23 protein-coding genes are annotated in these 23,617 nt (G+C 36.4%); 14 read left to right on the forward strand and 9 right to left on the reverse strand.

The features are described from left to right. The first annotated feature begins 122 nt into the window (after nt 1-122). The 9 genes from EGI05_RS17265 (at nt 123) to serS (ending at nt 8,816) form a co-directional block, all read left to right on the forward strand. A complete protein-coding gene (locus tag EGI05_RS17265) occupies nt 123-1,073 on the forward strand; it encodes an MlaD family protein (protein ID WP_123264254.1) in 951 nt (316 codons plus the stop codon). Nucleotides 1,074-1,088: 15 nt separating this feature from the next. Then, a complete protein-coding gene (locus EGI05_RS17270) occupies nt 1,089-2,417 on the forward strand; it encodes a (Fe-S)-binding protein (protein ID WP_123264255.1) in 1,329 nt (442 codons plus the stop codon). 14 nt (nt 2,418-2,431) lie between these two features. After that, nucleotides 2,432-3,052 carry a hypothetical protein gene (locus EGI05_RS17275; RefSeq protein WP_123264256.1) on the forward strand — a complete coding sequence of 207 codons (621 nt, stop codon included), beginning with the start codon at nt 2,432-2,434 and terminating at the stop codon, nt 3,050-3,052. Next, entirely contained in the window at nt 3,042-3,821 is a 780-nt protein-coding gene (locus EGI05_RS17280; protein WP_123264257.1) for a (Fe-S)-binding protein, read from the forward strand. Before EGI05_RS17275 ends, EGI05_RS17280 begins: the two co-directional genes overlap by 11 nt. Before the next feature lie 106 nt (nt 3,822-3,927). Further along, complete coding sequence (locus EGI05_RS17285) at nt 3,928-4,413, forward strand: hypothetical protein (protein ID WP_123264258.1); 486 nt, start codon at nt 3,928-3,930, stop codon at nt 4,411-4,413. Nucleotides 4,414-4,496: 83 nt separating this feature from the next. Further along, the gene (locus tag EGI05_RS17290) at nt 4,497-5,627 is read left to right on the forward strand and encodes a glycosyltransferase (RefSeq protein ID WP_123264259.1); all 1,131 of its coding nucleotides are present in this window, start codon (nt 4,497-4,499) and stop codon (nt 5,625-5,627) included. After that, nucleotides 5,628-6,887, forward strand: a complete 1,260-nt coding sequence (locus EGI05_RS17295) for an MATE family efflux transporter (RefSeq protein WP_123264260.1) — start codon at nt 5,628-5,630, stop codon at nt 6,885-6,887. 81 nt (nt 6,888-6,968) lie between these two features. Beyond that, a complete protein-coding gene (locus EGI05_RS17300; RefSeq protein ID WP_123264261.1) occupies nt 6,969-7,472 on the forward strand; it encodes a hypothetical protein in 504 nt (167 codons plus the stop codon). Nucleotides 7,473-7,547: 75 nt separating this feature from the next. Continuing rightward, a complete protein-coding gene (gene serS, locus EGI05_RS17305) occupies nt 7,548-8,816 on the forward strand; it encodes a serine--tRNA ligase (RefSeq protein WP_123264262.1) in 1,269 nt (422 codons plus the stop codon). Between the two features lie 53 nt (nt 8,817-8,869). Here serS and EGI05_RS17310 read toward each other — a convergent pair whose 3' ends face one another. From EGI05_RS17310 to EGI05_RS17350, 9 genes are all read right to left on the reverse strand, one after another. Further along, a complete protein-coding gene (locus tag EGI05_RS17310; RefSeq protein ID WP_123264263.1) occupies nt 8,870-9,634 on the reverse strand; it encodes a hypothetical protein in 765 nt (254 codons plus the stop codon). Between the two features lie 18 nt (nt 9,635-9,652). Next, a complete protein-coding gene (locus EGI05_RS17315; RefSeq protein WP_123264264.1) occupies nt 9,653-10,417 on the reverse strand; it encodes a sulfite exporter TauE/SafE family protein in 765 nt (254 codons plus the stop codon). Beyond that, nucleotides 10,408-10,860 carry a FixH family protein gene (locus tag EGI05_RS17320; RefSeq protein ID WP_123264265.1) on the reverse strand — a complete coding sequence of 151 codons (453 nt, stop codon included), beginning with the start codon at nt 10,858-10,860 and terminating at the stop codon, nt 10,408-10,410. The genes EGI05_RS17315 and EGI05_RS17320 overlap by 10 nt, the downstream gene beginning before the upstream one ends. 9 nt (nt 10,861-10,869) lie before the next feature. Continuing rightward, the gene (gene ccoG, locus EGI05_RS17325; RefSeq protein ID WP_123264266.1) at nt 10,870-12,324 is read right to left on the reverse strand and encodes a cytochrome c oxidase accessory protein CcoG; all 1,455 of its coding nucleotides are present in this window, start codon (nt 12,322-12,324) and stop codon (nt 10,870-10,872) included. A 98-nt stretch (nt 12,325-12,422) separates the two neighbouring features. Then, nucleotides 12,423-13,304: a cbb3-type cytochrome c oxidase N-terminal domain-containing protein gene (locus EGI05_RS17330; protein WP_123264267.1), complete on the reverse strand. Its 882-nt coding sequence runs from the start codon at nt 13,302-13,304 to the stop codon at nt 12,423-12,425. A gap of 8 nt (nt 13,305-13,312) precedes the next feature. Further along, entirely contained in the window at nt 13,313-13,510 is a 198-nt protein-coding gene (locus tag EGI05_RS17335; protein ID WP_123264268.1) for a cbb3-type cytochrome oxidase subunit 3, read from the reverse strand. Nucleotides 13,511-13,530: 20 nt separating this feature from the next. Continuing rightward, nucleotides 13,531-15,792: a cytochrome-c oxidase, cbb3-type subunit I gene (ccoN, locus tag EGI05_RS17340; protein ID WP_123264269.1), complete on the reverse strand. Its 2,262-nt coding sequence runs from the start codon at nt 15,790-15,792 to the stop codon at nt 13,531-13,533. Between the two features lie 5 nt (nt 15,793-15,797). After that, entirely contained in the window at nt 15,798-16,031 is a 234-nt protein-coding gene (gene ccoS, locus EGI05_RS17345; RefSeq protein WP_123264270.1) for a cbb3-type cytochrome oxidase assembly protein CcoS, read from the reverse strand. Nucleotides 16,032-16,141: 110 nt separating this feature from the next. Further along, entirely contained in the window at nt 16,142-18,520 is a 2,379-nt protein-coding gene (locus EGI05_RS17350; RefSeq protein ID WP_185144980.1) for a heavy metal translocating P-type ATPase, read from the reverse strand. An 89-nt stretch (nt 18,521-18,609) separates the two neighbouring features. Between EGI05_RS17350 and EGI05_RS17355 the strand changes: the two genes are divergently transcribed. The 5 genes from EGI05_RS17355 to EGI05_RS17375 all read left to right on the forward strand — a co-directional run bounded on the left by EGI05_RS17355 (nt 18,610) and on the right by EGI05_RS17375 (nt 23,532). After that, entirely contained in the window at nt 18,610-19,323 is a 714-nt protein-coding gene (locus tag EGI05_RS17355; protein ID WP_123264272.1) for a Crp/Fnr family transcriptional regulator, read from the forward strand. A 59-nt stretch (nt 19,324-19,382) separates the two neighbouring features. After that, nucleotides 19,383-20,198 carry a 3-methyl-2-oxobutanoate hydroxymethyltransferase gene (gene panB, locus EGI05_RS17360; RefSeq protein ID WP_123264273.1) on the forward strand — a complete coding sequence of 272 codons (816 nt, stop codon included), beginning with the start codon at nt 19,383-19,385 and terminating at the stop codon, nt 20,196-20,198. A 3-nt stretch (nt 20,199-20,201) separates the two neighbouring features. Further along, nucleotides 20,202-20,522 (forward strand): hypothetical protein, encoded by a 321-nt coding sequence (locus tag EGI05_RS17365; protein ID WP_123264274.1) that lies wholly within the window; start codon nt 20,202-20,204, stop codon nt 20,520-20,522. A 4-nt stretch (nt 20,523-20,526) separates the two neighbouring features. Beyond that, nucleotides 20,527-21,201 (forward strand): RluA family pseudouridine synthase, encoded by a 675-nt coding sequence (locus tag EGI05_RS17370; protein ID WP_123264275.1) that lies wholly within the window; start codon nt 20,527-20,529, stop codon nt 21,199-21,201. A 258-nt stretch (nt 21,202-21,459) separates the two neighbouring features. Then, a complete protein-coding gene (locus tag EGI05_RS17375) occupies nt 21,460-23,532 on the forward strand; it encodes an Ig-like domain-containing protein (protein ID WP_123264276.1) in 2,073 nt (690 codons plus the stop codon). The last annotated feature ends 85 nt before the right edge of the window (nt 23,533-23,617 follow it).

A 23,617-nucleotide genomic window follows, 5' to 3' on the forward strand; every position in this document is an offset into this window, starting at 1 on the left:
ATTCAATTTTATTTATATAAAGCGGCAAAGTTTTTGCCGCTTTTTTTGTATTTAACGCAGAGCAATAAAGAAAAACATTAATTTAAATGTCTTATATTTGCTCATTAGAAAAAATTTAGCAAGTGAAGTTCAGTAAAGAATTAAAAGCTGGTGTGATCGCACTTTTAGCTATTGTAGGCTTTGTGTTATTATTTCAATTTATGAAAGGCAGAAGTCTTTTTACTACCGATAATATATTTTACGCAAAATATGATAATGTAGAAGGGTTAGCTCAATCTTCTCCCGTTTCGATCAATGGTTTAAAAGTGGGTCAGGTGGATAAGATTATTCCTCAAACTACAAAAGATGGAAAAATTCATTTTATTGTAAAAGTTACTATTGACAATAACTTTGAGTTTTCAAAGAATTCTACCCTTGAAATTTTCGAACCGGGATTAATGTCAGGAAAAGAAATGAGAGTAAATCTTATGTATGGTGGTCCTACTGCGAAAGATGGAGACACCTTACAAGGAGCTTTTAAATTATCCATGATGAATAACTTATCTTCTCAGGTAGGTCCGGTTAAAGATCAGCTACAGGTTGTTCTTCACCGTGTAGATTCTTTAATGACGAATGCCAATCAGCTTGTAGATGCTCAGAACAGAGCAGAGATCAAAGCGTTATTGGCTAATCTTAATAAAACAGTTGGTGCCTTACAAACAACTGCTGCTAGTGTAAATTCGCTGGTAGGACACAATGATCCTAAACTTCAAAAAGTATTGGATGATGCAAGCTTAACGATGCAAAGCGGTAAAGTTACATTGGATAAATATGGAAACCTGGCAGAAAGCATTGATACTCAAAAATTAAATGCTACCATTGCCAATTTAGATGCCACTGTTGGAAAATTGAATCAGGTGATCGTGGGAATAGACAACGGACAAGGAAGCTTAGGTAAACTCATGAAAGACGAACAGCTTTACAATAACCTGAATTCTGCTTCCAATAATCTGAACTCATTAATTGAAGACATGAAAGCCAATCCGAAAAGATATATCAACTTCTCCGTTTTTGGCAAGAACAATAAAGACTAATAACTCATAGACCTTATGCAGTACATCGATAACATAATTTTCCTGATTTTATTAGTTGCAGGTTTTGGACTGTTTGCGAAAAGCTTACAGAAGATCTATCGAAACATCAGATTAGGAAGAGAGATCAACCGTAATGATAGAAAACCCGAACGCTGGGAAACCATGGCAAGAGTAGCGATGGGACAGAGCAAAATGGTGAAGCGTCCTGTTGCAGGGATTTTACACCTTTTTGTATATGTAGGTTTTATTATCATTAATATAGAGCTTATAGAGATCATTGTTGATGGATTATTCGGAACACACCGCTTTTTGGCAACGATCTTAGGACATGGGTTTTATAATGCTTTTACGGCAACACTGGAAATCCTAGCTCTTTTAGTAGTGATTGGTGTTGTTGTATTCTTTATCCGAAGAAATTTTTATGGAGTTAAAAGATTAACCATGAAAGAGCTTTTCGGATGGCCCAAACAAGATGCGAACTGGATCCTGATCATTGAGTTTGCTTTAATGGTGGCTTTCTTTACAATGAATACTTCTGATTGGGTACTGCAACAGAAAGGTTTACTTCCTGAACATGGAAACTTCCCGATCAGTTCCACTATTTTGGCTCCGATCTTCAACAACTTTGGAGACAGCTTCTTGTTCTTTACGGAAAGAGCAGCCTGGTGGTTCCACTTTGTAGGGATTTTATTCTTCATGAATTATCTGTATTATTCAAAACATTTACATATTATCCTGGCATTCCCAAGCACTTGGTATGCTAATCTGGATAAGAAAGGAAAATTCAATAATCTGGAATCTGTTACCAAGGAGATCAAATTGATGATGGATCCTAACGCAGATCCTTATGCTGCACCGGCAGAAGGAGCAGAAACAGATGTTCCTTCAAAATTTGGAGCAGAAGATGTATTTGATTTGAATCAGGTTCAATTATTAAATGCTTATTCTTGTACGGAATGTGGTAGATGTACATCTGTATGTCCAGCCAATATTACGGGGAAAAAGCTTTCACCAAGACTAATCCTTATGAAAACCAGAGACCGTCTGGAAGAAGTAGGAAGAAATATCGATAAAAACGGAAAGTTTGTAGATGACGGTAAAAAGTTGTTGAACGACTATATTACCAAAGAAGAGCTTTGGGCTTGTACTACATGTAACGCATGTACTGAGGCTTGTCCTGTTTTGCTTGACCCGCTTTCCATCATTTTTGAAATGAGAAGATTCCTGGTCATGGAACAATCGGCGGCTCCACAGGAACTGAATCTGATGATGACCAATGTGGAGAACAATGCGGCTCCTTGGCAATATAATCAGGCCGATCGTTTGAATTGGGCGAATGATTAAATAATGCTCAAAAGATGAAAAAACTATTCTTACTTTTCATATTAATTTCCGGCTTTCTGGTGGCACAATCTGCTGATCAGAAAAAAATTCTTGACGACTCCCGGTCTATGATGGAGTTAATGGAAAAAAAGGATTATAACGGAATACTCAACCTTACGCATCCGGCTATTTTTGAAAAGGTTGGAAGAGAAACAATGCTTGAAGGATTCAAGGCCATGTTTGAAGGTAATGAAGAGTTCAAAATAGAACTCGGAAAAATTGATCAAAATGCATTCAAAGCTTCTGAGGTTTTCTCCGGAAAGGATAAAGTAAAGTATGCATTCGTGACTTATCCAATGAACATGAAAATGACTTTTCTAAAGGAAAAGTTTGATGATGAAAAGAAGACAATGATGATCGGTATGATGAAAGTTCAAGGAATGAAAGCGAAGTTTGTGGACGATCATACGATAGAAATGAGTAAAGAAAGCATGTCTGTGGCTATTAATGATAAATCTACAGGGAATGTCTGGAAATATGTGAATTACGATGAAACCAATCCATTGTATGCATCAGTAATACCGGTGGAAGTGATGAAGAAGGCTAAAGAATACTATGCGGATTTTTTAATTAAACAAAAAGAAAATGCAAATTAAAACAATGGCAGAATATGCTGCCGAAGGAAAATCACCGGAAGTTTTGTTTTGGGTAGGTTGTGCCGGAAGTTTCGATGACCGCGCCAAGAAAATCACCAAAGCATTTTGCAAAATATTAAATAAAATAGGAGTAGAGTTTGCAGTGCTGGGACAGGAAGAAAGCTGTACCGGGGATCCTGCAAAACGTGCCGGAAATGAGTTCGTTTTCCAGATGATGGCATTAACGAATATTGAAGTTCTGAATGCCTATGAGGTAAAAAGAATCGTAACCGCTTGTCCGCACTGTTTCAACACTCTGAAAAATGAATATCCAAGCCTTGGTGGAAATTACGAAGTAATGCACCATACCCAATTCCTGAAAAAACTAATGGAAGAGGGAAGGCTAAAAATTGAAGGTGGCGCTTTCAAAGGAAAGAAAATCACTTTCCACGATCCTTGCTATTTGGGAAGAGCCAATGATGAGTATGAAGCACCAAGGATGCTTTTGGAAAAGCTAGATGCAGAATTAGTGGAGATGAAACGTTGCAGAACCAACGGACTTTGCTGTGGAGCAGGAGGAGCACAGATGTTCAAAGAGCCGGAAAAAGGAAATAAAGACATCAATATCGAAAGAACAGAAGAAGCTTTATCTTTTGAGCCTAAAGTGATCGCTACAGGATGCCCTTTCTGTAATACGATGATGACAGATGGAGTGAAACACTTTAATAAGAATGCTGAAGTTGCGGTAAAAGACATCGTAGAACTTCTTGCAGAAGCGGAAGATTTATAAGCTTTGTCAAATAAAATAATAAAAAACTCAGGACGACATCCTGAGTTTTTTTAGTTTTATCAGAACTCGATTTTATTTACTAATTTTGTACTTTAATTTATTGAAAATGAAAATTGAAGAATCAAACGTCGTTGAAACAAACGATTATAGAGTCATTATATATCCTGCTTCAAGACCTTTTACAACCAAAGAAGCAAAGACTATTACAGAAAAATTATTTGATTTTCTGGCAACATGGGCAGCCCACGGTAAACCACTTTCTTCATCCTTCAAAATTGAAAAAAATCAGTTTATAGTGATCTGTGTAGATGAAGAAAAAGAAATGGCTTCAGGATGTAGTATTGACACTTTAGGGAAAGTGATGAGAGAGATTGATGAGGAATATCAATTGGGATTGTTCGACAGAATGAAAGCCAGCTATGTGGAGAATGGTGAGGTAAAAACTTTGAAACTTCAGGAGTTTAAATCCAAACTGAGAAGCGGAGAATTATCAAAAGACATAGAAGTTTTTGATTTCTCTAAAAATACCTACCTGGATTTCTTAAGTCATTTCCTTTTGCCTTTGGACAAAAGTTGGGCGGCTTCTATATAAATTTGAATACATTATAATAAATGGAAAGTGGAAATATTTCCACTTTTTTGTTTTAAAGTATATTTGCATAGAACTAATAACTGATGTCTAAAATTCTTTTTCTAACGACTTCACATAACTATAATGATGACAGGATCTTCTATCATCAGGCAAAAGAACTGAAAAGCCACGGATACGAAGTGAAAATATGCAGCCTTTATACAGATTTTCAAGGCAGCATTGATGGGATTGAAGTAGAAGCTTATGGAATTTTAGATCATAGTATTAACGAAAAGCAGAAAAAACTTCAGGAAGTATGTGACCGTTTTCAGCCGGATTGTATGATCTGCTCTGAACCTTTGGCGGTAGTGGCTGCAAAAAATATTAAAAAAGAGAAAAAGATCAGCATTATCTATGATATTACCGAATGGTATCCTTCCATGAGAATGGTGGAAAAATATCCTTCTTATTTAAAACTTCTGCATGCCGTTAAATTCTTTCTGATTCAATTGTATGCAGGGTATCTCAGCACTCATTTCATTTTTGGGGAGAACACGAAAAAATTTCCTTTAGCATATATTTTTCCGTTCAAAAAAAGTATTCTTTTGCCCTATTTTCCTGATGACCGTTATATTCATACCCACATCAAGAAATTAGAGCCCGGAAAAATTACGCTATGCTATACAGGGCAAATGTCTGAAGAAAAAGGCATCGGGAACTTTTTTAAAGCAATAGATCAGCTGCGTAAAAAACGTCCGAATCTGGAGATTGATATTTTGCTTATAGGAGGAACAAGAAAAGAAAAAGACCAAATCTATTTTGATAATCAATTGGCTATGTATAATTGGAGCAATATCAGGATCGAAAAGCCAGCTTCATTTGAAACATTTACACAAACCTACGCTTCTGCTGATATTTGTTTTGATTTAAGGGAGCATAATTATGAAAATGATCATTGCCTTCCGATTAAGATATTTTATTATGCAGCTTCCGGTAAGCCCGTCATTTATACCAATCTGAAAGCAACAAGACAACACGTAGAAGTATCAAAATTTGGATTTCTGGTTAATCCGGAAGATTCAGGAGCAATAGCTGATATTATTTTAAATTATATTGATCATCCTGAAAGGTACGATGAGCATGCTTATAATGCCCGAATGGAATATGAGAAGAAATATAACTGGAACATGATCCGGGATATATTTGTGGACTTTGTCAAAAAAGCACTGCACTAGATGAAAAATACTGTTTTTAAGACTTTCATTTCCCGATTTTTGATACTGATATTGAACTTCGGACTTGTAATTTACTCTACCAATATGTGGGGGAGTGAAGGAAAGGGAGTCATATCAATAGTCATTGCGGATTTGACGATCATTGGGTTTTTCAGTAATATATTTGTAGGAAGCAGTGTGACGTATTTTGCTTCAAAATATAAAACCGAGCAAATCCTTTTGTATGCTTATGGATGGTCTGTTTTGATCGGGTTTTTTATTCCTGTTATTTTTAGTTTAGTCCGGCATGTGGAATATCTGAATTATCTGATTTTCCTGTCTGTTTTTTCTTCCCTTTTGGCCGCTAATATCAATCTGTTTGTGGGAAAACAGAATATCCGGATGTTTAATGTGTTTACGATCTTACAACAACTTGTACATATTGTTTTTATTGTAGGCATTGTTTACTTAATAGGGATGACCTCTGTATCAGCATATTTTCTTGCGCAAATAGGATGTTACTCTTTATTATTTATAGTAAGCTCATTTCTGTTGCTGCGGAACTGTAAAATGTCAAATATTTCATTTTCTACCCCCATCAGAAACAAGATGTTCGATTATGGCTGGAAAATTCAGCTCAGTTCTTTTTTACAGTTTTTGAATAACAGGTTGTCTTTCTATTTTCTGGAATATTTCAAAGGAATTGTAAGTGTAGGTATATTTTCAATAGGAGTAGCCTTTTCTGAGGCGATCTGGACGGTCAGCAGAAGCTTATCAATTGTTCTGTATGCAGATCTGGTTAACAATGAAAATCAGAACGCGGCCCTTGAAAAAACAAAAATTTCCCTGAAAATAAGTTTTTTCACTACGTTGTTTTTTATTGCGGGAATTTTGCTGTTACCGGCCCGGTTTTATGTATTTGTTTTCGGAAAAGACTTTCATCAGACGAAGCAGATCATTTTGTTTTTATCACCCGGAATTCTAGCGATTGCCGTCAGCAATATCATCGGGTATTACTTTGCAGGGATTAATAAACTCAGAATTTTGAACGCCAAATCCCTGATTGGAGTTGTCTTTACCATCATTTCTTCTTTTTACATCATTCCGCGATGGGGAATTACCGGAGCCTGTATGGTAACCTCTATATCGTATTGCTTATCATCAGCACTGCTGTTCTGGAAATTTTATCAGATCACGGAATTTCATATTCAAGATTTTTTTATTTCCAAAAGCGAATTTCAAATACTGCTCGATAAATTATTGAAGAATGGAACGAAGTAAATGATTGATAACTCATCCAGATTGGTTAATCTATTGATAAATGGTTCCGGGAAATTAAAATAAGTTTTATCTTTGCTGATAATGAGGAACATCGTATTTGGAATATTAGTCATATTTTTCGCCCTGCTGAGCTGTAGAAGTGGTGATGAGGATTCTTTACAGCAAATAGATCAGATCTTGAATCTTTATATCAAAAACAGTGCAGGACAGGATCTTCTGAGCAATAAAACTCCTGGTTATTTTTTTGCATTCCCCATGAATGATACCAATGGGAATACCAATTCGGCACCGGTAAATGCGTCTCTTAAAATGAGGGCAGACTCTACTTATTATATTGAGTACATTGCCGGAGCAAAAAGACTGACACTGGATTCCATAAGTCCGGAGGACAGGACTTATCATTCCGTCATTGCATTGGCCTTAAGAAGAACGGTAAATAACGTCACAGATACCATTAACGATACATTGGAAATTCAATACCACTGGACTCCTTCCGCATTTCAGGTCTCGAAAGTGTACTACAATCACGAGCTGAAATTTACCAAAGAACCGGGTTTACCCAATGTAGTGACTATCGTAAAATAATTTTTTAAATTTGCACAACTGTCAGAATCAAAATCATAAGATGACTGACAATCTAATAACTAACATCTAAATAAAATGTTACAAGTCAATTTTTTACGCGATAACAAAGAGCGCGTTTTAGAAGGTCTGAAAAAAAGACAATTCAAAAATCTTGAGTTGGTAGATGAAGCTATTGCTACTGACGACGAAAGAAAAAAAATTCAGTTTGAATTAGATTCACAACTTTCCGAAATCAATAAAATTTCCAAAGAAATTGGGCTTTTAATGAAAGAAGGAAAAAAAGAAGAAGCAGAATCGGCAAAATCTAAAACAGCACAATACAAAGAATCGAGTAAAGAATTACAGTCCCAATTAGACGTAAAAGAAAAGGCTTTATTGGATATTTTATACCAAATCCCGAATGTTCCGAGTGAGTTAGTAAAAAGCGGTGCATCTGCTGATGATAATGAAATTATTTATCAGTCTCACGATGTAACTGGTTTAGGAGAAGGCGCTATTCCTCACTGGGAGCTTGCTAAAAAATATAACCTTATTGATTTTGAACTGGGAGTAAAAATTGCGGGAGCAGGATTTCCCGTTTATTTTGGTAAAGGAGCGAGATTGCAGAGAGCTTTGGTTCAGTATTTTTTAGATAAAAATGTGGATAAAGGATATACGGAAGTTAATCCGCCTCATGTTGTGAATGAAGCATCAGGTTACGGAACGGGACAATTGCCGGATAAAGAAGGGCAAATGTATTATATCGGAGCAGATGATCTGTATCTGATCCCAACAGCGGAAGTTCCTGTCACGAATTTATATCGTGATGTTTTATTTGATGAAAAAGACCTTCCGGTAAAAAATACGGCTTTCTCTCAATGCTACAGAAGAGAAGCGGGAAGCTACGGAGCTCACGTAAGAGGATTGAACCGTCTTCACCAGTTTGAAAAGGTTGAGATTGTGAGAGTGGAGAAACCTGAAAATTCTTATGCTGTTTTAGAGGAAATGGTAGAGCATGTAAAAGAGATCTTAACGGACCTTGAATTGCCTTTCAGAATACTAAGGCTGTGTGGTGGAGATATGGGCTTTGCATCGGCGATGACGTATGATTTCGAAGTATGGAGTGCTGCTCAGGAAAAATGGCTGGAAGTAAGCTCTGTTTCTAACTTTGAAACTTTCCAGGCGAACCGTTTGAAATGCCGTTACAAAACGGAAGGAAAGTCTCAGCTAGTTCATACCTTAAATGGTTCAGCAATGGCGCTTCCTAGAATTATGGCAGCTCTTCTCGAAAACAACCAGACTGCAGAAGGGATCAAGCTTCCTAAGAAAGTTGCAGAATATGCAAGATTTGATCTGATTAATTAAGATTTATCATCTTCTTATATAAATAATAAACCACCGAATCTCGGTGGTTTGTTTTATTCTGTTACAATAACTATTTTCTTATCGGAATTCTTAAGGGACTTTTTATCTTTAGCATCACCAAATAAGGCATCTAAATCATAATTAATCCTTACGGAATAATCATCTACTTTGGAAACCCAGTCATGCTTTCCGGAAATAGATTTGATCTTATTTTCAAATTTCAATGTAGTTCCTACGCTTTTGTACATCATTTTCATCATACTTCCTGCCTGTTCTGCTGAAATTTCACCATCTCCCATATCTTTTCCGGACATGATCTCTTTCAATCCATCCAAACTGAACTGGTCTGTATTGATTACTAATGTTTTTCCATCCCAGGAATTCAATGCCATCTGATCGATAGGTAACTTTTCCTCTTTGGAAAAATTAGTAAGACCATCATAGTCAGCTTTTGTAAAGTGATCCATTTTTAAAGAAAAACCGGTTATCTCCTTACCTTCGGCATTAGATTTCATAAAAATTTTCTTCATGATCTTAATAGAATCCGGATCTTCGGTTTTTAATTTGCCTTCTTTTTTCTCCATCTCATAAAGGCTGGTCCATGTTCTTGGAAGTTTTTCCAGTTCGGCTAATTCTTTTTGGTCATTTTTAGCTGAGTCGGGAACCATAGACTTCATCATTTGCATGGCATCCTTCATATCAAGATCCATCACCGTTGTAGAGGCGGAGTCTTTATGATAAGTAATTTCAGAGTTCACTGAACAGGATTGTAATGCGAAAAGACATATGGCAAGAAAGAATAATAAGTTTTTTTTCATACTATTAGTTTTTAAAATTTAATGACAATTGGTTGAATGCTCATGCTTACTGTGATCTCCTTCTAAATGACATGAGCCTTGATTATCCTTAGAAATCGTCATGGCTTCAGCTCTTGGAGAAATATAGGGAATTCCAAGTTCCAATCCTCTCACAATAAATAATCCGCCTAAAATAATCATAATAACAGGAATAACTTTTAAAACTTTAATTCTAAAAGCCTGATTCATGAGGTTTCCAACTAAAACTACAGCAAACATAAACGGAAGTGTTCCCAATCCGAATAAAGCCATATATAAAGCTCCCTGCCATATTCCTCCGCTGGCCAAGCTGGCTGTTAATGCCATATAAACCATTCCACACGGAAGAAACCCATTAAGGATACCCGTCGTAAATCTTGAACGGTAATCAGCCTTTTGGAGAAGCTTTCCTAAATTAGATTTTACAGAAAATAGGAATTTAGAAAAGAAAGGAATTTTTGAAGCAAAATCTTTCCCTCCGAATGAAAACAAAGCCATTACAATTAGTAAAATACCAACTGCAATAGTTAAATACTTTTGAAAGCCTGCCATTTCAAAACCTTCTCCAATGATTCCCAGTATGGCTCCAAGCAAAGCATAGGTAAATATTCTTCCGAACTGGTAAGTAAGATTCTGAAGATAATAATTGGCTGCCTGCTTCTTCGTTAATCCCATCGACAAAGCAATAGGACCGCACATCCCGATACAATGAAATCCGGATGCAAAGCCTAAACCGATTGCCGATATGACAAGTGCTATTTCCATATCACATCATAATCCATTCTGTAGTCTGTTTTATCCTTCGTCCACATCAATCTCAATGTATAGTTTCCTGTTTTTAAAACCTGTGTAGGAATCAGGAAAGATTGTGCGGCGTCAAGTTGTACAGATTTTTTTATGTCTAAATTCTGGTCGTCGGTTCTGTTGAGTACAAATTTCACCGTGGTATTGGAATTATTATAGTCTTTAGGAAATGTTATTTTAATTCCTTCAGCAGTCTGATGATATGCAGGTTTTTCCTGCAATTGATCTGCTCTTTTCTTCGCATCTATTACATCCTGGTATTGTAGTTCTTCTTCATAGTAATTATCCGTTACCATTTCAGAATTCTTCTGCCCATTAGGGAAAAGAAATAACATGGATAAAATAAATATTATGAATGCAAATAATGCAATAACAACACCGTGTCCCCAACTAAAGTTTTTCATCTTTAAAAATTAAAATTGTAATTTAAATGGTCCTTCAAAATAGGTCTGGTAAGAATCGATCAGTTTACCTTTTGTGTCATAAACTCCAATGGTGATATTTTGTTTGGAAAGCTTCATTTCGCTTTCAGGGAAACTAATATTGACCGTTCCTTTTGAAATTTTATCTCTTTCTACCGGAATTTTGCTTGAGGCACTGTAAATAACTTCACCATGTGCAGGCTCCAGTACCTTTATGGTTACAATCTTTTTCTCGTTTGTTTTATTTAGGAAAGTATAGTTATAGGTATTGGTAATTTTACCATCCCTTACAAAGAAGGTACTTCCTGCAGGTTTAATGAACTTAGCCTCCATTTCTCCACGGTTGTAAAGAAGGTAGCCCAGGAATCCCACCAGTAGAACGAGAAATAGGGCAAAGCCTTTCATTCTTCCTGTAAACTTAAACCCGGTTTGGTTTTCTATCTCATTTTCAGAAGCATATCGAATAAGGCCTTTTGGAAGCCCCACTTTTTCCATCACTTCATCACATGCATCAATACATGCCGTACAGTTTACACATTCTAATTGCTGCCCGTCTCTGATGTCAATTCCGGTAGGACATACCACAACGCATTGATGACAATCAATACAATCTCCTTTTCCTGCTGCTTTTCTGTCTTCTCCTTTTCTCCATTTAGCTCTGTTTTCACCGCGCTTGAAATCATAAAATACGTTGATGGTATCTTTATCGATCAATACACCCTGTAATCTTCCGTATGGGCACACCAATGTACAAACCTGTTCTCTGAACCATGCAAACACAAAGTAAAAGGCAGCCGTAAGAAGGACCATTACGATAAAATTAGTAGGATGGGCAAAAGGGCCTTCTGAAATAATTCTTAATACTTCCTCATAGCCCACAATATACATAAACATAAAATGGGTTATGATAAGAGAAATAATGATGTAAATGCTCCATTTCAGTCCTCTTTTCCAGATCTTCTCACTGTTCCATTCCTGTCTGTCCAGCTTCATCTGCTTATTTCTGTCTCCTTCGATAGCATATTCTATTTTACGGAAGATCATTTCTAGGAAAATTGTCTGAGGACATATCCATCCGCAGAAAATTCTACCGAAAGCAATCGTAAATACAATAATGAATATCAAAGAGGCAATAGCGCCTAATGTAAGGATGAAAAAATCTTGAGGATAGAATGGCTGTCCGAAAATGAAGAACTCTCTATCAATAACATTAAATAGGAGTAATGGATTCCCATTGATTTTGATGAACGGTACTGCAAAATAAATAAGTAATAAAATATAGCTTACAACATTTCTATAGTTGGTATATTTACCTTTAGGCTTTCTTGGAAAAACCCATTTTCTTTTTCCGGATTGCTCCATTGTCCCTATAGAATCTCTGTAAGTTTCAGGGTCCAGAACCTGTCCCTGTCCGCCGCGTACTTCTATTTCTTCTATGTCTGACATATTGTATAGATTTAAAAAAAGAAAAACATAATTCGTTACTATTTTTTCTCTAATAACAAATTATGTTTTTTCATATGTTTTCTAATTTCTTTTTAAAATTATTCTTTTTCCCAATGTGCTTCTGTTCCCTGAGGAGCAGCTCCACCCTGAGCAGGTGTTACCGGAGGTTGTTCCTGATTGATGTGATATACATATGCTGCAATCTTTTCAATCTCTGCACCGGAAACTTCTCCGTTTTTACCGAATGGTCTCATCGCAGGATTGGTAGGCGAACCATTCCAGTCCATATGGAAAACGTTTTTGAATAATGTTTTCTCAGGCTGGTTGATCCAATAGTTATCCGTTAAGTTCGGACCAATACCACCACTACCATCTTCTTTGTGACAAGACGCACAGTTTGTTTTAAATAATTCTTTACCTTCTGCAATATTATCTGCTGAATATTTAGCTGTTTCAATAGTTACAGGAGGCTGAGACTTTTGAAACTCTTCAATACTTGCAATTTGCTCTTTATATTCTTTTTCGTATTCACTGATCGGGTGTGCAAAATCTGTGAAAGAGAAAGCCGCTACATATACAATACAAAAAGCAGTCCCAAACCAGAATAATCCTACCCACCACTTTGGTAATTGGTTATCCAGCTCCATGATCCCGTCGAAACCATGGTCAATAAGGATATCTTTTTCTTCAGCTGCAGATTGTTTTTTGAAGGCTGCATTATATAATCTCTTGAAGTAAGGAACTTTCTTTTCTGCTAAGTAAGCTGCCTTTTCTTCAGGGCTTAGTTTTTTGAATTTATTATTCTCAATTAAATCTCCAATTGCACTGTGGATGTAAGCTAAAATGCTGCCTATTACAATAGTTCCCCAGAAATAAGGTGAAGATAAAAACGAATAGCTTTGAACAAACAAATAATAAAAAACTATTAAAAGTCCAGTTATTATTAAAATGTTTACAAAAACCGGTGTTCTTTGTTTCATAATAAAGTTTAATTTTTAAAGTCAGATTCATCTGCGTCATCCTCAAGAGGAGCTTCTTCTTCTTCCTTGTAATATTTTTTAGGCCTGCTAAAAACATATATTACTAAGGCTACAAAGAACAGCATAAAGAATATCAGAGCCAATGTCTGGTAAAAGCCAGCATTTTCGGTATTGGATAATATATCTTTAAAATTCTGAGGAATCATTATTGAACCTTTTAATATGTTTAGTTATTACTTGCTGTTTTTATCTCAGTTGTTTTAATATCAGTTCCCAATCTTTGTAAATAAGAGATAAGAGCTACGATTTCTTTTTTCTCCAATTCACCTTTAGGTCTCTTAGCATACGCGTCTTTTAAGTCAGTAGCTTCAGAGAAGATATCTCTTACAATCTTTGCCGCCTGGTTATCTGCCCATTTGTTTGCAGAATCTATTTCAGCTTTAGTATATGGTACTTCAAAGGCATTTTTCATTAATACCATTTTGTCAACCATTTTAGATCTGTCTAAGTTATTAGCAATTAACCAAGGGTAACGAGGCATAATAGAACCTGCGGAAGTAGATCTTGGGTTATACATGTGCTTGTAATGCCAAGAACTTGGGTTTTTACCTCCTTCTCTATGTAAATCCGGTCCTGTTCTCTTAGATCCCCATAAGAATGGTCTGTCATACACGAACTCTCCAGCTTTTGAATATTGTCCATTTTTACCGTTGAATCTTACGATCTCATCTCTGAATGGTCTTACCATTTGAGAGTGACAAGCGTTACAGCCTTCGCGGATATAAATATCTCTACCTTCTAATTCCAGTGGAGAATATGGTTTTACTGCTGAAATGGTAGGAACACTCTTCTTAAGAGACAGTGTAGGAATGATTTCCACTGAACTACCAATTGAGATGGTTAAGAAAGATAATATCCCTAATAAAACCGGTGTTCTTTCTAACCAAAGGTGAGTTCCTTCTCCTTCTTTTCTGTTTTTGCTGATATTAGCTAAAGCAGGTGCTTCTGCAGGAACTTCTTTCTGGAACGAACCCGCTCTTACTGTTTTATAAAGGTTAACCACCATTAAGATAGCTCCTGAAAGGTAGAATGCTCCACCTAAGAATCTCATTTTAAAGTAAGGAATAATAGCGGTTACCGTATCTAACCAGTTTTTCCATACTAATGTTCCATCCGGGTTGAACTGTTTCCACATTAACCCCTGAGTGAACCCTGAAATATACATTGGTACTGCATAGAAAATAATTCCTAATGTTCCTAACCAGAAATGCCAGTTAGCTAATTTTACAGACCAAAGTTTAGTTCTCCACAAGATTGGGATCAAATAATAGATCACCCCGAATGCCATGAAACCATTCCATCCAAGAGCACCTAAGTGTACGTGACCAATTACCCAGTCTGTAAAGTGACCAATTTTGTTGATGTTTTTAGTAGCTAAAAGTGGTCCTTCAAATGTTGCCATACCATAACAGGTTACTGCAACCACGAAGAATTTAAGAATAGGATTTTCTCTCACTTTATCCCAAGCTCCTCTTAATGTAAGAAGACCATTTAGCATTCCTCCCCAAGACGGTGCAATAAGCATGATAGAGAAACCTGTTCCCACAGCCTGTGCCCATGCTGGAAGTGCTGTATACTGAAGGTGGTGAGGACCAGCCCAGATATATACGAAAATTAATGACCAGAAGTGAATAATGGATAACTTATAAGAGAAAACCGGTCTGTCAGCAGCTTTTGGTAAGAAATAATACATCAAACCAAGAACCGGAGTTGTCAAGATAAATGCTACAGCATTGTGACCATACCACCATTGTACAATAGCATCCTTCACTCCTGCATACGCTGAGTATGATTTCCATCCGGTGAATGATAATGGAACTTCTAAGTTGTTAAAGATGTGAAGCATTGCTACCGCGATCCAGGTACCAATAAAGAACCAGATTGCTACGTAAAGGTGTCTCACTCTTCTTTTCGCAATAGTTAGGAACATATTCGCTCCGAATACGATCCATGAGAATGCGATCAAAATATCAATTGGCCATTCGTGTTCTGCGTATTCTTTAGAGGTATTGATCCCCATAAAGAATGTAATATAGGCAGCAATGATCATGATCTGCCATGTCCAGAAATGTATCCATGATAAAGTATCACTGTACATTCTTGTTTTCAATAGTCTCTGTAATGAGTAATAGACTCCTACGAATACACTGTTACATACGAATGCAAAAATTACAGTCGTTGTATGCAGCATTCTGATTCTTCCGAATCCAAACGCTCCTTGTGTATTGATCAAGCCTTGTATATTGCCGGAGGCTAAGCTTTTAATGGTTGTATCATCCGTTCCAAAGAAAAACTCAGGAAGCTCCGGATAGAAAAGCATTAATGCTGCTGTAAGCCCGAATAAAAACCCTATGATCCCGAAAGCTACGGTCGCATAAAGGAATGCCCGAACAATACTGTTGTCATAACTAAACTTTTGTGTTTCCATATCAACTATTCACTTTTTTCTTCAATTTTTTTATTGTCTCCTTTTTCTTGCAGGTCTGTTTCTTTGTTGCCAACTTTTTCTTCTTCTTTTTCCTTGATTTCATCAGAATCAAAAAGAATCCTTACAGCTGGAGATTCATCGTCTTCAAACTGTCCTTTTCTGGCGTTGACTATAAATACGACCAAGAAAATCGCAGCCAAAGAAACGCTGCATAAGATCATTAAATATAGAATATCCATTGGACAACAAAATTAACCAATTTTCGGGGTTCAAATTTAGTGAAAAATAATGACTTTCATCACGAAATACGGATTTCAGCTAATTTAAAATCAGTCTAAATAAGCGGGTTTCAGGCTTGTTTCTTGAAATATTTTCTACCCAAAATCCAAGTTGAAAGTGTAGTGAATGTAACCACCGTAATAGAACTTATTGGCATGATGATCGCGGCAAAAAGAGGATGCATGTGTCCTGTGACTGCGTAACTTAAACCAACGATATTGTACAAAAAGCTAATTATGAATGTCATTTTCACAATGGTAATAGAACCTTTGCAAACGTTTAGATAATTATCAAGAGTTACCACTTTATCTCCATTCATAATAACATCTGAGGATGGTGTAAATGTATTGGTGTCATCAGAAATAGCAATTCCAACGTTGCTTTGTTTCAAAGCTCCTGCATCATTTAAGCCGTCTCCTAACATGGCCACTTTCCAATTCTTATCCTGAAGATTTTTAATGTAATTCAACTTGTCTTCCGGGCTTTGGTTAAAGGCCATTTCCTCATAGTTTGGAATCAATTCTTTTAATTGGTTTTCTTCAGAGGAATTATCTCCACTCAGGATAAAAATCTTATAGTTGGTGAGTCGTTGGAAAAGATTTTTAAGGTTTCCTCGATATTCGTTTTTGAATATAAATTTTCCTAAAAACTCATCGTTTTTGCTGATGTAAACTGCTGTTTCAAGATTTTTGGACTCCTGATTGTTATAACGGGCAGAACCTATTTTATACATATTCCCCCTTACATAGGCATGATATCCTTTTCCTGAAATTTCTTCAAAATTCTCCACCGGAAAATAATCATCCTGGATGTCCAAAAATTCATATAAAGATTTGGAAAGAGGGTGGTTGGAGTTCTTTAATAAAGTTTTGATGTTGGCTAAATCAAATTCCTGAATTTCAGAGCCTTCGTAGGTGATACTTGATTTCTTTCTATGGGTGATGGTTCCTGTTTTGTCAAAAACAATAGTGTCAAGCTTTGCAATCTTTTCAATGGTTAAAGTATCCTTTACATAGAATTTATTTCTACCTAAAATCCTCATAATGTGTCCAAATGTGAATGGCGCTGAAAGAGCCAATGCACAAGGGCAGGCAATAATTAAGATGGCGGAAATAACCTGGAACATTTTCTCCAGATCGATAAAAGACCAGTAAATTCCGGCAATCAATGCAATGCCTAAAATAATGAATGTAAAATACTTACTGATATTATTGGTGAGAGTGTCGAGTCCGGTTTCATGTTTTTTGAAAGCTTCCTTATTCCAAAGCTGGGTTAAGTAACTTTGATCAACATTCTTGATTACTTCAAGCTCTAATGAGGAGCCGATCTGTTTTCCTCCTGCAAAAATCTTATCTCCCGGTTGTTTACTGATGCTTACGCTTTCTCCGGTAATGAAACTGTTATCTATATTCCCTTCACCATTAATCAAAACAGCATCCACAGGAATGATTTCCTGATTTCTTACCAGTATCCTGTCTCCAACTTTGATCTCGGAAAGTAAAATGTTTTCTTGCTTTCCTTCGAAGTCAACTTTTGTAACGGCGATAGGATAGAAGGATTTATAGTCGCGATCATAGGAAAGCGCATTGTAAGTTCTTTTCTGAAAGATTTTACCTAAAAGCATGAAGAATAAAAGGCCGCACAATGTGTCAAAATATCCGGGACCGTAATCTGTTGCGATCTCATAAATACTTCTTCCGTAGAGAACCAGAATTCCTAAAACGATTGGAACATCGATGTTGACTATTTTGTTTTTTAAACCGTACCACGCGGATTTATAATAGTCTGATGCGGAATAGAATACAACAGGAGTGGCCAATAAAAACATTAATATTCTGAAAAGTCCTTTGTAGTGGTCCATCCAGTAATCTTCGCCTCCAATATATTCGGGAAAAGCAAGGAACATCCCGTTACCGAAAGCAAACCCTGCAATGGCAAATTTTACCAAGAGAGATTTGTCAAGGTGATCAACGTTTTTTTCCGCGGTTTCTAAACTGATGACGGGTTTGTACCCTAGATTTGTTAGGAATTTAGCTAATTCACTTAATTTCAAATTATTATGATTGAAAGAAATCTGTAGGGTCTTTCTGGTGAAATTAACTTGCGAATACTTGATGTCCTTATTCAGGGTATGAAGGCTTTCTAATAACCAAATACATGAAGAACAATGGATTACAGGGATTTTGAAAGTGACAAGGCTGGTTCCTCCCTCGGAGAAATCAGTTACCTTTTCGAAAATCTCGGGAGTGTCCAGGTAATCGAATTGAGAAGAGTTTTCATCGCTCGGACGAATTCCTGCCTTTTTATTTAATTCGTAGAAATTACTTAAATTATTGGTATTCAGAATTTCATAGACAGATTTACAGCCGTTGCAGCAAAAAGTCTTTTCATCAAAAAGAATCCTTTCCTTTTCTATACCTTGTCCGCAATGATAACAGTTCTCGCTCACCTTCATAAAATATTGACTTACAAAATTATAACAATTTTTTTTGTTTATCGAGTTAAAATGTTCTATTTTTGTGATAAATGTCATGTAAAATGCCTCAGGAAAAACAGTTAGCGATTGAAGAAAGATTTGCCAGAGTTTTTAATGATAAATCATTTAAAGAAAGACTTTCCAGCGCAGATTTCGAAAAATATATTAATGCCAAAAAAAGATTGAGTTTTCAAAAACACGATACTATTTTCGAGGACGGCGAGATTCCGAAAGGAGTGTTTGTTTTGGAAAAAGGAGCGGCAAAATTATCGAAGTCAGGGGCTTTTGGAAAAGACCAGATTTTAAGATTTATTAAAGAAGGCGATATTATCGGATACCGATCTTTGCTTTGTGGGGAAAATTTCCAGGCGAAAGCTGAAGCTATGACAGACATTGAATGTGTTTTTCTTCCTTCGGAGATTTTTATGCATCTTTTAGAAGTTGATCCTCAGCTTTCTTTTGTGATGCTTCAGAAAATCGCTTATGAGTTAGGAGAATCATCAAATACCATTACTTTCCTTGCACAAAAAACAGTAAGAGAAAGATTGGCAGAAATCTTATTACTTCTGGAACAGAAACTGGGAGTGGATCCGGAAGGATTCATCAAAATTTCTTTAACACGGGAAGAAATTGCCAATATCATAGGAACGGCTACAGAAAGTGCCATTCGATTGATTTCCGAATTCAAACAAGATCACCTCATCGAGGTGGATGGCAGAAACATCAAAATCTTGAATCACGACAAACTAATGAAACTAGGACACGTAGTTTTATAATCCATACAAAATTCAAGTCGGCGAAAGCCGACTTTTTAACTTTTAAACATACAATAATTATGTCTGTTCATTCTGAAATTAAAAAAGTTACTACCGAAACCTTACGAAAAATGAAATTCGATAAGGAAAAGATAACCATGCTTACTGCTTATGATTTTACTACCGCCAAAATGGTAGACGCAGGAGGAATTGATGCCGTACTGATAGGAGATTCTGCTGCGAATGTAATGGCGGGATTTGAAACTACGTTGCCAATTACTTTAGACCAGATGATCTACCATGCGCAGAGTGTGGTTAGAGGAATAGACAGAGCTTTGGTGGTGGCAGATTTACCTTTCGGAACTTATCAGAGTAATCCAGAAAAAGCATTGGAATCTGCAGTAAGAATGATGAAGGAAGGAGGAGCTCATGCCGTTAAAATTGAAGGAGGTAAAGAGATTTCAAAATCAATCAAGAAAATCATTAATGCCGGAATTCCGGTGATGGGACATTTAGGATTAACGCCACAATCCATCTATAAATTCGGGACCTATAAAGTAAGGGCAAAAGAAGAGGCGGAAGCTGAAAAACTGATCAGCGATGCAAAACTTTTGGAAGAACTAGGATGTTTTTCTGTGGTGTTGGAAAAAATTCCTGCTGATCTGGCAAAGAAAGTGTCTGAAAGTATTTCTATCCCTACTATCGGAATCGGAGCAGGGCCTCATTGTGACGGGCAGGTTCTGGTGTATCATGATATGGTAGGAATGAATAAAGATTTTACCCCAAAGTTCTTAAGAAGATATCTTGATCTTTATACTGAAATTACAGGAGCAGTTGCCCAATATGTAAAAGATGTGAAAAGTGTTGATTTTCCAAATGAAAACGAAAGCTATTAATTCATGAGAAATCAACAGACAGCACAAGGGGTTATTTCTATTATCGCTTTAGTTTGCCTTGCAGCCGGATGGTTTAATTTATTTTCTCCTGAAATCAATGATCTGCTCTCCCGCAAGGTATTCTATGTTTTAATTGGAATCAGTTTTTTCTTGCAAGCCCCTTTTCTTACTAATAAAAATTTTGTGTACGCGATGTATGGTGCGGCAGCTATTTGTGTTCTTGGAGCTTTTATTCCAGCAGATTCGAAATTATCTGTACTTAAAACAATAGGTCTTTTAGCGGGAATTATTCTTTCTTTATCCAACAGGCCTAAACAAATCTGATCAAATGGAAGAACAGATTGTATATGAAGATAACCACCTTTTGGTGATCAATAAAAAAGTAGGGCAACTTGTTCAGGGAGATAAGACCGGAGATGAATCTTTGCTGGAATCGATCAAGAATTTTATAAAAATAAGAGATAATAAACCAGGGAATGTATTTCTTGGATTGGTTCATCGTATTGATCGTCCTACATCCGGCCTTGTTATTTATGCTAAAACTTCCAAAGCGCTTTCCCGTCTTACGCAGATGGTGAAAAACAGGGAAATCAAAAAAACATACTGGGCAGTTGTTGCTAAAGAGATGATCCCTCAAACCCAACGGCTCATTCATTATTTGAAGAAAAACGAAAAAAATAATAAGGCAATTGTCTTTCCCAAAGCTACTGATGGGGCAAAAGAAGCCATTTTAACATATACGGTAATTAAAAGCCTTGATAATTACCTGCTTCTTGAAATTGATCTTGAAACGGGAAGGCATCACCAGATCCGTGCGCAACTTTCTAAAATAGGAGTGCCTATAAAAGGAGATTTAAAATACGGATCACCCCGGTCTAATCCGGATGGTGGAATTCATCTTCATGCAAGAAAACTTGAATTTATTCATCCTGTAACCAAAGAAAAAATAGAAATTGTGGCTTCTGTTCCACAAGATGATGCCATTTGGAAAGCGTGTGAATAGAAAATTTCTTTTAAAAATAGTAAGTGACTGTAAAAGAGTAGCATTATGCTACTCTTTTTTTTAAATGAATAGTATGGTAACATGAGAATTTAAAATAAACTTATGAGTGTTTTTTGATTTAGTAAATTTATACGGATAAGTTATTTTTGTTTGTTAATTTTTCAATTAATTGCATTTAATAGTGATGATTTTTTGTGAAAATGTGGTATGTGTTGATATTTTAAAAATTTCATATATTGTGCTTTTAAATTTATCCTTATGAAACAACTTTACAATTTAAATGTTTTTAAAAATTTCAGAAAACGGAATTTAAAAACACTAGCCCTTTGTTCTCTCTTATTATCTGGCTCATACTCATTGGTAAATGCACAGGCAAAAGCTTACGCGTTTGCTCAGTCTACGGGTACTTTTACAACAATTACGGGGGGAACTGTTTTAGGAACGGCCACAGCCAACTCAGGAACGGCCAGTTTATATCAGGTAACACCTTATGATGTGACATTACCTTTTAATTTTAATTATAATGGTAAGATCTACTCAAGTATTAAAGTCTCGTCTAATGGCTACATTACTTTTGGAACAACTGCTCCAAGTATATCAAATTCTACTCCTATATCATCAACGGAGGCTTATGAAGGAACTGTTTCTGTTTTTGGTAAAAGTTTAAACACGTTTGCTAATTTAGGTGGAATTACCGGTGATATCAGAACAGATGTTGTAGGAACCGCTCCTAATAGAGAGATGGTCATTCAATGGACGAATTTTAGACCTGCATACAGTACTTCTTCTACATCTGCCTATGCATTTTCTTTTCAAATCAGATTGAAAGAAACAACTAATGTAATCGATATGATTTACAATAGTGGAGCCTTTGCTATAGGTTCTACGAGTGTTTCCGGAACTGTTCAGATCGGGCTTCGTGGTGCTTCAAGCGCTGATTACAATAATCGTTTAAATGCAAGCACATTAGCATTTACCAGCTCTACTCCCGGGACAGCTAACACAAGCACACAGTATACAAGTACTACCTCTACATCTACAGCAGGAATGCCTCCGGCAGGATTTACTTATACATGGACTCCTCCTACTTGTTTTGCTCCAACTTTAACGACGGGTTCATCTACTCCAAATTCTGTTACAGTTAACTGGGCTGCTCCAACACCAACGCCCGCAAGTTATGATGTGTATTATAATACAACCAATATTGCCCCAACAGGTACTACAACTCCAACACAAAATAATATTACAGGGACATCAGCAACAATTAATTCATTATCAAACACTACTACATATTATGTTTGGGTAAGATCTAATTGTGGATCTGGAAATTACAGTGAGTGGTCTGCTTTACCAATATCTGTTACCACGCTTTGTCAACCACCTAATATACTTTCAACAACAGGAGCAACAATTTGTCCTGGAGCAACAGCAACTTTACATGCTACGGCTGATGCAGGGGCAACTGTAAAATGGTATGATGCTGCAACAAACGGTAACTTAGTAGGAACAGGGAACTCGTTTACTACACCTGTATTGAGTTCAACAACCAACTATTATGTTTCTGCTTCAAATTCAGGAACAGCGAATGTAGGTAAAGCAGGAATAGAGTCTAATGCAAGTGGTACAGGTGGAGGAGTTACTTCATATCTTGAATTTACCGCATTATCAGATTTCACTTTGAAAACTGTAGATCTATATCCATATTCGGCTACGGCAGGTACAGCAGGTACAGTGACCATTGAATTACGTACTGCTACAGGGACACCAATTACCTCCACGACTGTAAATGTTACAGGGTATAATACAACAGCCGCATCAGCACCACAGACTGTTACACTCAACTTCCCTATTACAGGGGGAGCAAGTTATCGTTTAGGTGTAGCCGCTTGGACGGGGGTTACCAATATGTTTAGAGATGGAAGCAACCTAGCTTATCCTTATTCATTACCTGGTTATGTAAATATTACGGGAACCAACTTATCAACAACTTATTATTATTTCTTTTATAATTGGCAAATATCAACCAATTGCGAATCTTCACGTCAGCAGGTAACAGCAACCGTTGATGCCGCAACTTGTTTAGGAACTTCTGAAACGGGTGCTAAAGAAAACGTAAAAGTTCATCCAAACCCATTCTCGGAAATCATCAATATCAGTAAGCCTGAATTGGTAAGATCAGCTAAAATAATAGATCTTTCAGGGAAATTAATCAAAACGATTGATCAGCCTCAGTCCATACTAAGATTACAAGATCTTTCAGCGGGCCTTTATATTCTGATGTTGGATATGAAAGATGGAACTCAGCAATCTGTCAAGATTATCAAGAAATAGAAATAACATAAAATATCTTTAATAAAAAAGCGGTGTTCATTCACCGCTTTTTTGTTTTCTGAAATATGAAATTTTGTGTATTCTG

Source organism: Chryseobacterium daecheongense, assembly GCF_003729955.1.
Lineage (GTDB): Bacteria > Bacteroidota > Bacteroidia > Flavobacteriales > Weeksellaceae > Chryseobacterium > Chryseobacterium daecheongense.